A 13743-nucleotide genomic window follows, 5' to 3' on the forward strand; every position below is an offset into this window, starting at 1 on the left:
CTGATCATATGTGATTGACACCCATTGCCCGAAGCATTGTCCGAAACTTTGCGGATGTCTCCTGGAGCTCGTCCTCTGCTTTTGATCCGGCTACAACACCGGCACCTGCAAAAAGACGAAGTGAACGTTCTTCAGCCTCTGCACAGCGAATCGTAACGATCCATTCGCCATCGCCTGCATCGTCACACCAGCCTACCATGCCGGTGAAGAAACCTCGGTCAAAAGGTTCAATTTCCCGGATGGCTTCTCTTGCAAGGCCAGTCGGTGTTCCGCAGACTGCCGGCGTAGGATGAAGCGCGGCGCCTAGTTCCAGCGCGGTTACAGTCGGATCAGAAAGCTCTCCTTTAATGACACTGGACAAATGCCACATCGTCTCAGTTTGGATCAGCGAAGGCTTTTCCGGAACGTCCAGCGTCCGGCAAAAAGGCCGCAGCCCGGCGGCAACCGCATCAGCCACAACAGCATGCTCATGAAGATCCTTTGCGGAGGAAAGCAATTCATCGGCCCGGCGCTGGTCCTCAACAGGATCATCACTGCGAGGTCTAGAGCCCGCTAACGGATTGGATACCACCTGGGTTCCCATTCTCGAAACGAGAAGCTCCGGACTTGCTCCGAGTAATGTCCGATGGGAAGATGAATCATCTCGGCCGGATACATCGGCTGCAAAAGTATAACCGTGTGTATTATGCCGCGCCAGATGGTGAAGCAGTTCTCCCGTTTGTATCGCTTCAGATGATGTCAGATGCAGCGATCTGGACAGGACAATTTTGCTGAGTGTGCCGTCAGCAATGCTTGCCAATCCTTGTTCTACACCTTTTTTATAGTCCTCCGGTGCAGGAACAGGCTGTATTTGATATGTATGTTCCCGCTGCTGTTCGATGTTGGCATGATCGAATTGAAGCGGTCCTGACCACCGTACCTCCTCCGGAACGACGAGCCGGGGCGATTTCAAATGATCAAATGGAACAGCTCCCACAACAACCGGACGGCTTTGCCCCGATTGCTTTGCTTTGTTAAGCGCCTCAGCAATGCGGCCGGGTAAGGTTTCTAATTGGTTTTGGCCGTCTGCATCCGGCACGGTTTCACTTATTCCTTTTCCAAGCAGCACACGGTGAGGGGAAGCCAGGAAAAAAGTGCCCGGCTGATAATCACGAAGCAAATGCTCCGCCTTTGTTTCAGATATAACGTTTTGTTCCAACATCTTCATAAACCTCCTTTGAGTTAAGTTATACGCCTAAGGTCGCGCCGCCATCTACACATAAATTGTGCATCGTAATATGGCCTGCCTGCTCAGAAACCAAAAAGAGCACGGCATCCGCAATATCCGAAGGCTGGGCCAGTTTTTTGAGCGGAATTCCCGTTTTAAATGTATCAAGCGATCCTTTGATGACTTGCTCTGCTCCATTTTCATCAGCCCATAAGGACCACTGCATGTCTGTTTCCGTTGATCCGGGAGAAACAATATTGCAGCGAATGTTGTATTCTGCAAGCTCAAGGCCAAGGCACTTTGTAAACATCACGGCCGCTGCCTTTGATGAGGCATATGCCGCCATAGATGTCCTTGGCACACCGGCTGCATTTGATCCTACTGTTACAATCGAACCGGATCTGCGGTTCATCATATATTTGCTGACTGAGCGCGACGCGTTAAAAACACCAGTCGAATTCACTGAGAAAGTGGCCTCCCATTCCTCATCACTGAGAGAATGAATCAGCCCTGGCCGAAGCACACCCGCTACGTTCACCAATATGTCAATCGGGCCCATGTCACGTTCGATTCGAGCCGTGATATCGTCAATCGCCGCACTGTCTCTCACATCCGCCGGAAAGGCTTCGGCATGACACCCCTCAGCTTTGAGGCTGTTCACGACTTTTTCGAGCTTTTCTGGATTGTAATCAACCGCAGCAATGTGCGCCCCCTGACCGGCAAGCGTCCGTGCAACAGCTTCACCTATTCCTTGGGCAGCCCCTGTAATCAATGCGATCTTGCCTTCTATACCTCTTACATTCATTTCATCATTTCCTTTCTTCGCTTGTAACGCCAAAAATGACATTTTGCGAAAAAGACTGCTTCACCTTACCATTAATCACAATCAATTGATAATGATTATCATTATCAATTATAAAAATAATCATATCCTTATGTCATCCGACAGTCAAATATAATTTTTGTGACAAATATGGGAGCTGAGACAATTCTCAGCTCATTGATATGTGCGGGCCGTCAGGGTGAAGCGCGAAACGCAATGCCCTGCTGACCAAAACAGGAAGAACCGAAATATGTCCTTCTCCTGAAAACTCGCAAAATTCTGTCCGTATGCCTTGTTCAGCCAAAGTAGACAGCCGCTCGTAAAGCTCCTTCGCGTTATCGTTCATTCGGCATTTATGATGCTTTTCCAATTCTCCTGCCGCAAGCAGAAGATTGACAGGCTGATCGTTTTTCTTTAAACAGGAAACGAAACGCTCAGTTTCCTTTTCAATAAATGGTTTATTCCAATGAATGGACGGACTGCCCGCGATATACGTTTGGAATGCATCCGGTTTCGTTAAGAGCACCTGCAAAACGAAGAGCCCGCCAAGAGAGTGACCAAAGATCGTTTGTCTGTTTCTGTCAATCTCATAATCTTGTTCAATCTCCGGTTTGAGGTCCTCCTCAATAAACCTTAAAAAGTCCCCCGCTCCTCCATGCTCCGGCCATTCTTTGCCGTCAGGCCTTACCGGAAGCTCCGAGTAAGACGTAGGCATTGTAAAATCCCGGTGGCGCGCAGAAGAAAACGGTTCTGTTGTGTCATAGCCAATACCGACAATTACAGCGGGAATCACCCCTGTTTTCTCAGGACGGCGCCCCTGCACTCGAACAGCTTCCGATATTGTACCGAAGATAGAATTGGCATCGAGCAGATAAATAACCGGATAACCAGAAGGCGGCGGCTCCGTGCTCGGTTTTGAGATAAAGATTTGATAGCCGCGGCTGTCATTGCGTGAAGACATTTTACGCACTTCCGTTCCCGGAATGGTAAATGCGTTGTAGGTCCCGCCTTTAGCCTCATCTGTTTTTTTCTCAATCATGCAGTACGACATTCCTCTCCTTAAAACTGGCTGCATTTATGATAATGATTTTCACTATCAACTAGACAACTCAAATAATAGGTTTTCTGGCAAACAAAGTCAACTTTTTCCTTAATAAAAAAGGCACCTTCTCTAAATAAGGTACCTGATGACTAGCAATATGGAAATAAAATCCTGTAAAAGATGCTGATTATCCTACGTTTACTAGAACCTTAATCCCATGTAAATCTCTGATTCCGCCAAGGGTCGCCTCTCATATGATAGCCGTTCTGCTCCCAAAAACCGGGATGATTTTCTTTCGTAAATTGGATGCCGCGCAGCCACTTAGCGCTTTTCCAAAAATACAAATGAGGAAACACCCCTCGCAGCGGGAAGCCGTGTTCAGGCGTTAAAGGTTCGCCGTTATGCGCATAAGCGAGCAGTGATGTTTCAGCCAAAAAGTCATCGAGCGGCAGATTTGTCGTCCAGCCCTCTTCCGCGTGTAAAATGACATAGCCCGCCTCTTCTTTTACCCCGGCTTTCTCCGCAATATCCCTTGTCCTTACCCCCTGCCAAACGTTATCAAGCCGCGACCAGCCTGTCACGCAATGAATGTCATTTTCTGATTCGCACTGAGGAAAAGCTTTTATATCTTCAAAGCTTAAAAGCATCGGGTGATCAACCAATCCGTATACTTGCAGATTCCACTTCGTCATATCCTCATAATACGGAACGTTCCCCGTATGAAGCACAGGAAACGAAGTCGTCACATTTTGATTGGGCGGCACTCTTCCTGACTGATCTGCCTGTTTTATTTTTCCGAAATACATGCAAATCCTCCTTTTGTTAACCTAAATTATATTTATGTTGACAATCATTCAGATCTTTATTACTCTATGATTGTGTATGTAAACCTAAGGGGGAACAACGATGAAACAACCTAAACTTCGTGCGGGTGATATGGCGCTGATCGGCATGTTCGCCGCACTTATGGCTGTCGGCGCCAACATTACATCAGTCGCGCCCTTTTTGCAAGTTGCCGGCATTCCGCTGTCGATGCAGCCGTTTTTCTGCCTCTTGGCGGCTTTGCTTCTCGGCAGCAAACGCGCTGCTATCGCGATGCTTGTATATGCGCTTGTCGGATTGGCCGGGGCACCAGTGTTCGCTCAGTTTTCCGCGGGCTTCGCACCATTTGCAGGTAAAAGCGGCGGCTTCATTATCTCATATATTCCTGCAGCATTCGCAGCTGGATGGTTATTAGAACGCAAAATTCAGCCAAGTAAAATCCGTTTTCTGATTGCTTCTCTTATCGGAACGGCCATTATGTATATCATCGGCACCACCTATATGTATCTTGCGCTGAAGCTGTGGATTCATACACCGGTGAGCTACGGCACGGCTTGGGGCTTTATGACTTGGTTTATGGTAAAAGACACGGCACTGGCTGTGCTGCTGACGTTTATCGCACCTGCGATCTACCGCTCTATTCATAAAGCAACCGGCTTTAACAGACATCAAATATCGTCCACTTAAAATCCGTTCCGATGGACGGTTTTTTGAAATGATAAACAAAAAAGGCTCTCCCGTTATGGAGAGCCTTTTTTCTATAAGACAAGCGCCGCAATCCAGCCAAAAATAACAAGCGGAATGTTATAAAAGATAAATGTCGGCACACAAGTGTCCCAAATGTGGTGATGCTGTCCGTCCGCACTCAGACCCGAAGTCGGGCCAAGTGTACTGTCGCTGGCAGGTGAACCGGCGTCGCCAAGCGCGGCAGCCGCTCCGATAATCGCAATCGTTGCCATCGGGCTGAATCCGAGCTGCATACATAGAGGCACAAAGATCGTTGTGATCACCGGAATCGTTGCAAAAGATGAGCCGATTCCCATAGTAATCAGCAAGCCGACAATCAGCATCAGTAATGCACCCAGCGACTGACTGTGCCCGATAATACCTGCTGATGTTTTGACCAATGACTCGACATCTCCGGTTTTTGTCAATACATTTGAGAAACCGGCTGCAACAAGCATAACAAATCCGATAAAGGCCATTAATACCATACCGTCAGTAATCAATGAATCCGCTTCGTCACGTTTCATTACACCGCTGACAAACAGAATAATCAGACCGGCCAGCGCCCCCATAATCATCCCTTCTACTCCCAATGTCTGCGATAAATAAAGCTGGACGCCGAGTGACACTAAAATGGCGAGAACCGCGATTCCCAAGCTTTTTTTCGTATATGGAGATGCTTTTACACCTGAGATTTCTTTTGTTTCATACACTTTTGGTTTTCGATAAACGACTACTGATAAAATCAAACCGACAACCATGCCTGCAACCGGTATAATCAGCGCGTACGGGATATCGCCAAGCGGAACGTTTAAACCCGCATCGGCCATGTTGTCCTTCAGCATGCCTTGGAATATCTGGCCGAAGCCAACAGGCAGTACAATATAAGGAGCCGTTAAGCCGAACGTAATCACACACGCAATCAGCCTGCGGTCCATTTCAAGCTCATTAAAGATTTTCAAAAGCGGCGGTATCAGCACAGGAATAAATGCGATGTGAACCGGTACCACGTTTTGTGAAAAACAAGCTACGATTAAAATAATCAGTACGATAAGCACTTTAGACAGTGCCTTTTTTCGAGTATCTTCTTTGTTTCCAATTAATTTCACAGAAGCTTCTACCATAGCATCCGGAAGACCTGTTTTCGTTAAAGCCGCAGCAAACGCACCAAGCATAGCGTAGCTGACTGCAACGGTGGCATTTCCGCCGAGCCCTTCTGTAAAGGCTTTAACCGTTTCACCCAGACCGAGTCCTCCTGTTAAGCCGCCGGCCAAAGCACCTATGATTAAAGCAATAACTATATTGACACGCAGAAGACTTAAGACAAGCATAAGCAGCACTGCGATTACGACTGCATTCATGATACCCCTCCAAAAATCCTTTAGTTTGCTAATGTAGTAGATAAATAAAGTACGAAAGTATCTTATCATATTCATAATACTTTAGTCAACTAAAGATTTTGGAGAAAAAAACCCTGCCGCGAAATCGCAGCAGGGCTATATTTATTATGCTTTTGCGTCTTCTTCCGCTGTGAATCTTTCTGCCAGCGTAGCCAGTGTTCTTGCCATGACGCCGGTTGCACCGGACGGACCGAAGCAGCTTGCTTTACTTGAAGTTGCTGTGCCTGCAATATCAAGATGGACCCAAGGAGTCGTTTCAGCAAACTCACCTAGAAACGTTCCTGCCATAATGGCATGGCCTTCCCGTCCCGGTGAATTGTTTAAATCCGCCATTTGGCTGTTTTTCACACGTTTTTTATCCTTTTCTGTAATCGGCAGCTGCCAGATGGCCTCACCGCACTCTTCCGCAGCTTCAGCCACCCGCTGATAAAAGCTCTCGTTATTTGTCATGGCGCCGGTTGTTTCTGTGCCCAATGCCACAACAACGCCGCCGGTGAGCGTTGCCACATCAACAAGTACAGACGCGCCATGCTGTTTTGCATATGTAAGGCCGTCTGCAAGCACAAGCCTTCCTTCTGCATCCGTGTTAAGGATTTCAATTGTTTTTCCGCTTAATGACACGATGACATCGTCAGGCTTCATCGCTCCGCCTGAAACCATGTTGTCGGTTGACGGAATGACAGCCAGCACATTTTGCTCCGGACGAAGCTCGCCGATCGTTTCCATTGCGCCAAGGACCGCTGCCGCTCCTCCCATATCGGATTTCATGCCGACAATTCCTGTTTTCGTTTTAATAGAGTAACCGCCTGTGTCAAAGGTAATTCCTTTTCCGACAAGCCCGATAACGTTTTCCCATTCCTTTTTGCCCTGATACTTCAAGACAATCATTTTGGGCGGTTCGGCAGAGCCTTGGTTTACCGCAAGGATTCCGCCCATACCGAGCTCTTCCATATCCGATTTCTCCAATATTTCACACTCAAAATCATACTTCGCCGCAAGCTCGGACGCATAAGAAGCCAAGTCAGTTGCTGTCAGCATATTTCCCGGCATATTAACAAGCGTTCTCGCCGAATTTGTGCCCTGCCCGTATGCCCGGCCGACAAGAAGACCGGCCTGCACTTCTTGTGTATCTTCATCTGTGACGGCATAGATGGATTCAAGCTGTTTATCCGGCTCATTAGATTTGTGCTTATAATCCTGCACCTCATAAGAAGCAAGCAGGCAGCTCTCAGCTAATGCGTGAGCGGCATCCGCTGCGGGAACTTCTTCACAAATAAATGTGTCAAGCAGTACGGCAGCCTCTTGTTTTCTGTCTTTATGAATGGCTTGAAAAACATGGGCAAAGCTTTCCTTCGCCTCTTCAAATGAATAATTCGCCTCTCTTCCCAAACCGACGAAATAAATACGTTTCATACCAGCGGCGGACGGAGGGAATACTTTTGATACTTGATTCCGTTTGGCAGAGACATCACCGTCTTTCAGAAGCTGAGTCAGATGGCCTTCCAGTTTTTCATCAATTTCCTTTGCTTTGCCTGTCAGCTGGCTTTTTTGAAAAAGTCCGACCACTAGGGTTTCAGTATGCTCTAATTGTTGAACCGCATAAAACATAAGGCTTACACTCCTAACGTAATGGGTATTTGTAATGAACAATGGTATAATAGGAAAAACATTCTTTCCTTACATTTATTTTATCAAACAACAGACAAAGACCTGCTTTTTTCTTTTGTAACACGAAAGATTTTCATATAGAAAGGATGTCGCCTATGGAACTTTTTATGAATTTTCCTTTATTATCAAGCCTTGCTGCCATCATCTTTGCACAAGTCATTAAAGTGCCGATACAATTTATCGTATCCAGAAAACTGGACTGGTCGCTGGTGACAAGCACAGGCGGCATGCCGAGTTCCCACTCCGCAGCTGTTACGGCGCTCTCTACAGGCGTAGCCTTAGAGCATGGATTAGGTTCCTCTCTCTTTGCGGTTTCAGCCATTTTTGCCGTCATTACCATGTTTGACGCAACCGGCGTCAGACGTCATGCCGGCGAGCAGGCAACAGTCATTAATAAACTTGTGATTGATTTTAACCGTTTTGTGAATGAAGCAAAAGATTTCCCGAAAGCCGAAGAGAAAGAAAAACAAAAAAAGCTAAAAGAGCTTCTCGGCCATCAGCCAATCGAGGTCTTTTTTGGGGGATTGACAGGAATTTTATTAACACTGGCACTGGCATACTTTTTTCTGTAAAAAAACAACGCTTCAGCCGCAGCTGGAGCGTTTTATTCTTTCACGGTTTTATATTGATTTCTGAACACCTGCAATGATTTTGTTTCATTAAGCTTTACCAGTTCATCCTCAGTGACTTTTCCGGTCCCCTTCTTAATCACATACACGTCCAGGGTTTTTTTGCCCCATTCATTGTAGACATCATGAACGGTTTCAAAGTACAGATCAATGCGGTTTCCCTTGATGGCCGATCCTGTGTCCGCAACGACGCCCAAACCATAGTTCGGGATGAATAAAATGGTGCCGATCGGAAAAACGGATGGATCGGCGGCAACCGTAGAGTATAAATCTCTTTTCACTTTAACACCTGAATATGTAAGCCCGTATAATGGATCACCAGGTTTTTTACCCGTCGATTCGACTCCCGCTGTATAGCCTGTAGCCGTTACTTTTCGCGCCGGATACTGGTTCCAGTCAAAGGCTTCTTCCAATGGTTTGTCTTTTGCTTTGGCTGCAGCGGACATCGTTTTTTCGTTTTTCTGCTGCAATGCTTTTAATGTCAGCCCTGTATTCTTCGAGTGCTTCTCATTATTTTCTTGCACCCATTTTGATAAGTCCTTCGCCTCTACTCCTGATATGGCTAAATATGTCGTGGCAAACGCGAGCAGAAATAAACAGGCCATCAGCAAACGTCTGATCATTTTCAACATTATTCACCTCTCCTCCGAATCATTGTTCCCAAATAGCGGGAGCAATATTCAAAACGGTGAATGCGCTGAAGGCACAAAAAAAGCTTTCTTAAGAAAGAAAGCGGCATTAAAACATCTGATATCCTCTTTTTCTGAGCATGTTGATCGCTATGCCTGAGACAATGGCGCCGGCCAGACCGCTGGCTAAAATCAATACATCTGCAGCAGCTAACGATACGATTCTCTGAAACAGGCTGGCAAAGGATTCGCCTGGCGATTGGATATAGCTGATCAGCTTTTCCTTGCTGATTATAAATAGGCATACAATCGGATAAATCACAGCCATAATCCAGGACATTCTCAGCAGCATGTTTAATAAGAAACCGATTCCAAAAAACAAAACAAAAAATAAAACAATTGAGATGATAACGACTGGCAGACTAATCAAAACCCCACCCCCTGCGTTACTTTTAGTGTACCGCGGGGGCTTTTAAAAAGTCAACGGCTGGAAAATGAATGACTGTCTTTACCTGTCCCCTGACATGAAGGACAAGTTTCTGAACCGCCGAGGATTAATTGAAAATACCCTTTCCCTGAGCAAAACGGGCATGCCTGTGAAGCGGTTGTCGTTGCGGTTTTCATCTTAGCATCACCTTTTTCTTAATTTTCAGATAATAATACCATACCGAGCTGTCAATGATAAAGTCAGATCATGTGACAAATCTTTTGATGTAAGCGGAAACATTTTTATTTTGCTCTTGTTCTCTTTTTATTTTGACGTTTTTTAATAAAACAAAACCCGCGGAGAGCGGGTTTTTAGAAAAACTTAAATTTGCCTTTTTTCAGTGTGAGTCCGAGTCCGCCGATTAAAAACAGCGAGCGGTTATCGATGACTTTTTTCATAAAAGAAGCCGGCGTGCCTTTCAGTTTTCTTCCGTACACGACTCCGACCGCATTATGCTCGCCGAGAGAAGCCACCGTTCCTTTTATATCAGGTTTGAATTCTTCAAGCTCGCCGCCCTTAATGAGTTTTGCAATGTTTTTAGCGACCGTAGTTCCCTGCTGCATCGCAATTTGGGCGGTCGGCGGATAAGGACGGTCAGTGTCTTCATTGATAAACAGCGAGCTGTCGCCGAGAATAAACACGTTGTCATGTCCGGGCGCGCGAAGATCAGGATTGACTTTCACCCGGCCGCGCATATTTTCAAAGCCGGCTTCTTCCACAATCGGATGTCCGCGGACACCTGCCGCCCACACCACCGTTTGCGATTTGATTTGCTCGGGCTCCTCATCTTTTTTGCCGACTGTGACTCCTTCTGAGGTACACTCTTGAACCGCCGTGCCGATTTTAAACTCAACGCCATTCTCCTCAAGATAGTGAACAGCATAATCGACAAGCTCGGGATCAAAGCCCGGCAATACGGTCGGCGCTGCTTCTACGCAGATAATGCGTACAAGGCTTCTGTCAACGTCATACTCCTTGCAGAGCTCCGGCACGCGGGCAGCCAGTTCGCCAAGAAATTCAATACCCGTAAACCCGGCTCCCCCGACAACGATTGTTAACCTGTCCGGCCTTTTTTCAGCTTCGATGTTGTAAGTCGCAAATTGCAGCTCAATATGTTCCCGAAGCACACGAGATGTATTGATATTGGCGATCGGAAACGCAAATTCTTTTAAGCCTTTAATGCCGAACGTTTCAGGTACCGCTCCGAGGCCGATAACTAAATAATCGTACTGCAGCTCTCCATTGGCAAGCACAACTTTCTTCTCGTCTATTTTGATTGCCTTCACGGTATCCTGTACAAAATTGACACGTGACTGGTTGATTACATCTTTTATCTGATAACGGCAGCGGTCATGATGGAGCGTGCCGGCGCTCGCTTCGTGCATCCATGTCGTTTCATAATGATAATTGTGTTTATTCACAAGCGTAATATCAGCATCATTCGGACCGACATGCTTCGTCAGCCTTGTCACTGTCATCAATCCGCCATAACCTGCACCTAAAATCACGATTTTGGGCTTATTCAATGCCATCACATCCACCTTCTCTTTTTTTTCTGTTAGACGCATATAAAAATCATCATTTGTGTTATCTTCAGCTTATTGGCAGGATTTTATGAAATATATTGAAAAGTTTTTTGTGAAGTCCACACCCATAGCACTACTATCATGTGTATCCGGCTGGTTCATGAAACATTCAGAAAAAAGATGAATTCATTTTTTTCTTATCGTATCGGCCCGCGGGCATATGATCAAGAATGAATGCGCATACAATGCACTCGCAAATTTTTCTGCTGACTCGTCAATTTTAAGAGCAATATGGTATAATTAATAACAATTTTCATTTAGGAGGCAATTTTCGTATGCGAGAGGATACAAAGGTTTATGATATTACAATTATAGGCGGGGGACCGGTCGGCTTATTCACCGCTTTTTACGGAGGCATGAGACAGGCAAGCGTCAAAATTATCGAAAGCCTGCCTCAGCTTGGCGGACAGCTTAGTGCCCTGTACCCTGAGAAATATATATATGACGTAGCAGGATTCCCGAAAATCCGCGCCCAAGAGCTAGTGAACAACTTAAAAGAGCAAATGGCGAAATTCGACCAAACGATTTGTTTAGAGCAAGCGGTTGAATCTGTTGAAAAACAAGCAGACGGCGTGTTTAAGCTTGTGACAAACGAAGAAACCCATTACTCTAAAACGGTCATCATCACTGCAGGAAACGGCGCATTCAAACCAAGAAAGCTCGAGCTTGAAACAGCCGAACAATACGAAGGCAAAAACCTTCACTACTTCGTTGATGATTTACAAAAATTTGCCGGCAGACGCGTTGCGATTCTGGGCGGAGGAGATTCAGCGGTTGACTGGGCGCTTATGCTTGAGCCAATCGCAAAAGAAGTTTCCATCGTTCACCGCCGCGATAAATTCCGCGCGCATGAGCACAGTGTGGAAAACCTTCACGCATCTAAAGTGAATGTCCTGACTCCATTTGTTCCGACAGAGCTCATCGGAGAAGACAAAATCGAGCAGCTTGTGCTTGAGGAAGTGAAAGGCGAGCGCAAAGAGATTTTAGAAATCGATGACTTAATTGTCAACTACGGCTTCGTCTCATCTCTTGGACCGATTAAAAACTGGGGACTTGAAATTGAGAAAAATTCCATTGTCGTCAAATCAACGATGGAAACAAATATCGAAGGCTTCTTCGCAGCAGGTGACATTTGCACATACGAAGGAAAAGTCAACCTGATCGCAAGCGGCTTCGGCGAAGCACCGACAGCTGTTAACAACGCGAAAGCTTACATGGACCCGAAAGCTCGCGTACAGCCTCTGCACTCTACAAGTCTTTTTGAAAATAAATAATAAAAAAAGGAGTTTGTGTCAAGATGACACAGCTCCTTTTTTATTTAAAGATATTTATATAATTCATCGCAGTTCCGATAACCAGCGCAATCACAAGGGCTGCTACAACCCAGATCATGGCCATGATAATGCGGTCTTGGATCTTTTGGGACTTCGGTGTTTGTTCTTCGTTTTGAGTCATCTCCACTCGCTCCTTTCACATATCCATGTCATAAAGAAAGCCTGGTGCTGTAGGACCAAGCTGTGCTGAACTTATATATTAGCGTTTTATCATCCGCTCTATGAGATCATTCGTTAAGACTATGATACCCAAACTCATCGTGAATGACAAGCTTCCGCACCTGGATCACATCCATCATCAGATAAATCGTTTGACATCCTCTCTCAAACAGAGTACATTATACAAGGCGAACATTTGATATATATTTATTATAAATATTCGTATTTAGGAGTGGATTCTATGGAAAACGTGTTTGATTACGAAGATATTCAGCTAATTCCTGCAAAATGTATTGTGAACAGCCGTTCTGAATGTGATACATCCGTGCGTTTAGGCGGACGTACATTTAAATTGCCCGTCGTTCCTGCCAATATGCAGACGATTATAGATGAGAAACTTGCGGTTTCATTAGCCGAAAACGGCTACTTTTATGTGATGCACCGCTTTGAACCTGAAAAACGGATTGACTTTATAAAGGACATGAACGCACGCGGCCTATTCTCTTCTATCAGCGTTGGGGTCAAAGATGAGGAGTATGAATTTGTCCGTCACCTGGCAGAAGAAAATCTGGTCCCTGAATACGTGACCATCGACATCGCTCACGGACATTCCAATGCCGTCATTGAGATGATTCAGCACCTCAAAAAACATCTTCCGGACAGCTTTGTCATCGCGGGAAATGTCGGAACACCGGAAGCGGTCAGAGAGCTCGAAAATGCCGGAGCGGATGCCACAAAAGTCGGCATCGGACCGGGAAAAGTATGTATAACGAAAATTAAAACCGGTTTCGGCACAGGCGGATGGCAATTAGCCGCGCTGCGCTGGTGCGCAAAAGCCGCCAGCAAACCGATTATCGCGGATGGCGGAATCCGCACCCATGGCGACATCGCAAAATCAATTCGATTCGGCGCCACCATGGTCATGATCGGTTCACTATTTGCCGGACACGAGGAATCACCGGGACAAACCATTGAAAAAGACGGAAAGCTCTACAAAGAATACTTTGGCTCAGCCTCTGAATATCAAAAAGGCGAAAAGAAAAATGTTGAAGGCAAAAAAATGCACGTAGAGCATAAAGGCGCAATCATGGATACGCTGATTGAAATGGAACAGGATCTTCAATCTTCTATTTCTTATGCTGGCGGAACTAAGCTGGAGGCTATCCGCAATGTGGATTATGTCATCGTGAAGAATTCGATTTTTAATGGAGATAAGTATTAAAAATAAAAA

15 protein-coding genes are annotated in these 13743 nt (G+C 45.9%); 4 read left to right on the plus strand and 11 right to left on the minus strand.

All coding sequences use genetic code 11. The features are described 5' to 3' along the window. Nucleotides 1-4: 4 nt before the first annotated feature. The 4 genes from dhbC to NSS75_RS17235 all read right to left on the minus strand — a co-directional run bounded on the left by dhbC (nt 5) and on the right by NSS75_RS17235 (nt 3878). Nucleotides 5-1201 (minus strand): isochorismate synthase DhbC, encoded by a 1197-nt coding sequence (dhbC, locus tag NSS75_RS17220; RefSeq protein WP_213417895.1) that lies wholly within the window; start codon nt 1199-1201, stop codon nt 5-7. Between the two features lie 25 nt (nt 1202-1226). Then, nucleotides 1227-2012 (minus strand): 2,3-dihydro-2,3-dihydroxybenzoate dehydrogenase, encoded by a 786-nt coding sequence (locus NSS75_RS17225; protein WP_095714062.1) that lies wholly within the window; start codon nt 2010-2012, stop codon nt 1227-1229. 187 nt (nt 2013-2199) lie between these two features. After that, on the minus strand, nt 2200-3069 hold the full coding sequence (besA, locus tag NSS75_RS17230; RefSeq protein ID WP_101860010.1) for a ferri-bacillibactin esterase BesA: 870 nt from the start codon (nt 3067-3069) through the stop codon (nt 2200-2202). Between the two features lie 212 nt (nt 3070-3281). Next, nucleotides 3282-3878: a sulfite oxidase-like oxidoreductase gene (locus tag NSS75_RS17235; RefSeq protein WP_024122709.1), complete on the minus strand. Its 597-nt coding sequence runs from the start codon at nt 3876-3878 to the stop codon at nt 3282-3284. Between the two features lie 100 nt (nt 3879-3978). Between NSS75_RS17235 and NSS75_RS17240 the strand changes: the two genes are divergently transcribed. Continuing rightward, nucleotides 3979-4581 carry a biotin transporter BioY gene (locus NSS75_RS17240; protein WP_024122710.1) on the plus strand — a complete coding sequence of 201 codons (603 nt, stop codon included), beginning with the start codon at nt 3979-3981 and terminating at the stop codon, nt 4579-4581. 71 nt (nt 4582-4652) lie between these two features. On the opposite strand, the gene NSS75_RS17245 is transcribed toward NSS75_RS17240, so the two are convergent. Both NSS75_RS17245 and NSS75_RS17250 read right to left on the minus strand, forming a co-directional pair. Then, nucleotides 4653-5981, minus strand: coding sequence for a Na+/H+ antiporter family protein (locus NSS75_RS17245; RefSeq protein ID WP_095713991.1), 1329 nt, complete (start codon nt 5979-5981; stop codon nt 4653-4655). A 144-nt stretch (nt 5982-6125) separates the two neighbouring features. Further along, on the minus strand, nt 6126-7628 hold the full coding sequence (locus NSS75_RS17250; RefSeq protein WP_339234091.1) for a leucyl aminopeptidase: 1503 nt from the start codon (nt 7626-7628) through the stop codon (nt 6126-6128). 155 nt (nt 7629-7783) lie between these two features. Here NSS75_RS17250 and NSS75_RS17255 point away from each other — a divergent pair, with 155 nt between their 5' ends. After that, nucleotides 7784-8260 (plus strand): divergent PAP2 family protein, encoded by a 477-nt coding sequence (locus NSS75_RS17255; protein ID WP_044158979.1) that lies wholly within the window; start codon nt 7784-7786, stop codon nt 8258-8260. 32 nt (nt 8261-8292) lie between these two features. Here the strand turns inward: NSS75_RS17255 and NSS75_RS17260 are convergent, their stop codons facing one another. The 4 genes from NSS75_RS17260 to NSS75_RS17275 form a co-directional block, all read right to left on the minus strand. After that, the gene (locus tag NSS75_RS17260) at nt 8293-8952 is read right to left on the minus strand and encodes a 3D domain-containing protein (RefSeq protein WP_095713993.1); all 660 of its coding nucleotides are present in this window, start codon (nt 8950-8952) and stop codon (nt 8293-8295) included. A 103-nt stretch (nt 8953-9055) separates the two neighbouring features. Next, a complete protein-coding gene (locus tag NSS75_RS17265) occupies nt 9056-9376 on the minus strand; it encodes a YuiB family protein (protein WP_024122715.1) in 321 nt (106 codons plus the stop codon). Between the two features lie 50 nt (nt 9377-9426). Then, nucleotides 9427-9570 carry a YuiA family protein gene (locus NSS75_RS17270; RefSeq protein WP_024122716.1) on the minus strand — a complete coding sequence of 48 codons (144 nt, stop codon included), beginning with the start codon at nt 9568-9570 and terminating at the stop codon, nt 9427-9429. Nucleotides 9571-9744: 174 nt separating this feature from the next. Next, nucleotides 9745-10965, minus strand: a complete 1221-nt coding sequence (locus NSS75_RS17275) for an NAD(P)/FAD-dependent oxidoreductase (protein WP_049809958.1) — start codon at nt 10963-10965, stop codon at nt 9745-9747. Nucleotides 10966-11294: 329 nt separating this feature from the next. Here NSS75_RS17275 and yumC point away from each other — a divergent pair, with 329 nt between their 5' ends. Next, on the plus strand, nt 11295-12293 hold the full coding sequence (gene yumC / locus NSS75_RS17280; protein WP_024122718.1) for a ferredoxin--NADP reductase 2: 999 nt from the start codon (nt 11295-11297) through the stop codon (nt 12291-12293). A gap of 40 nt (nt 12294-12333) precedes the next feature. On the opposite strand, the gene NSS75_RS17285 is transcribed toward yumC, so the two are convergent. Beyond that, nucleotides 12334-12474, minus strand: coding sequence for a hypothetical protein (locus NSS75_RS17285; protein WP_101860006.1), 141 nt, complete (start codon nt 12472-12474; stop codon nt 12334-12336). Nucleotides 12475-12753: 279 nt separating this feature from the next. Between NSS75_RS17285 and guaC the strand changes: the two genes are divergently transcribed. Next, a complete protein-coding gene (guaC, locus tag NSS75_RS17290) occupies nt 12754-13734 on the plus strand; it encodes a GMP reductase (protein WP_024122720.1) in 981 nt (326 codons plus the stop codon). Nucleotides 13735-13743 lie beyond the last annotated feature (9 nt).

Origin of the sequence: Bacillus sp. FSL K6-1012 (assembly GCF_037964915.1) — a bacterium.
Lineage (GTDB): Bacteria > Bacillota > Bacilli > Bacillales > Bacillaceae > Bacillus > Bacillus halotolerans.

What these genes read in the sequence shown, in the direction of transcription:
- guaC (WP_024122720.1), top strand. Translation starts at nt 12,754, where the DNA reads ATGGAAAACGTGTTTGATTACGAAGATATTCAGCTAATTCCTGCAAAA.
- NSS75_RS17235 (WP_024122709.1), bottom strand. Translation starts at nt 3,878, where the DNA reads ATGTATTTCGGAAAAATAAAACAGGCAGATCAGTCAGGAAGAGTGCCG.
- besA (WP_101860010.1), bottom strand. Translation starts at nt 3,069, where the DNA reads ATGATTGAGAAAAAAACAGATGAGGCTAAAGGCGGGACCTACAACGCA.
- NSS75_RS17225 (WP_095714062.1), bottom strand. Translation starts at nt 2,012, where the DNA reads ATGAATGTAAGAGGTATAGAAGGCAAGATCGCATTGATTACAGGGGCT.
- dhbC (WP_213417895.1), bottom strand. Translation starts at nt 1,201, where the DNA reads ATGTTGGAACAAAACGTTATATCTGAAACAAAGGCGGAGCATTTGCTT.
- NSS75_RS17245 (WP_095713991.1), bottom strand. Translation starts at nt 5,981, where the DNA reads ATGAATGCAGTCGTAATCGCAGTGCTGCTTATGCTTGTCTTAAGTCTT.
- NSS75_RS17250 (WP_339234091.1), bottom strand. Translation starts at nt 7,628, where the DNA reads ATGTTTTATGCGGTTCAACAATTAGAGCATACTGAAACCCTAGTGGTC.
- NSS75_RS17275 (WP_049809958.1), bottom strand. Translation starts at nt 10,965, where the DNA reads ATGGCATTGAATAAGCCCAAAATCGTGATTTTAGGTGCAGGTTATGGC.
- NSS75_RS17240 (WP_024122710.1), top strand. Translation starts at nt 3,979, where the DNA reads ATGAAACAACCTAAACTTCGTGCGGGTGATATGGCGCTGATCGGCATG.
- NSS75_RS17285 (WP_101860006.1), bottom strand. Translation starts at nt 12,474, where the DNA reads ATGACTCAAAACGAAGAACAAACACCGAAGTCCCAAAAGATCCAAGAC.
- NSS75_RS17255 (WP_044158979.1), top strand. Translation starts at nt 7,784, where the DNA reads ATGGAACTTTTTATGAATTTTCCTTTATTATCAAGCCTTGCTGCCATC.
- yumC (WP_024122718.1), top strand. Translation starts at nt 11,295, where the DNA reads ATGCGAGAGGATACAAAGGTTTATGATATTACAATTATAGGCGGGGGA.
- NSS75_RS17270 (WP_024122716.1), bottom strand. Translation starts at nt 9,570, where the DNA reads ATGAAAACCGCAACGACAACCGCTTCACAGGCATGCCCGTTTTGCTCA.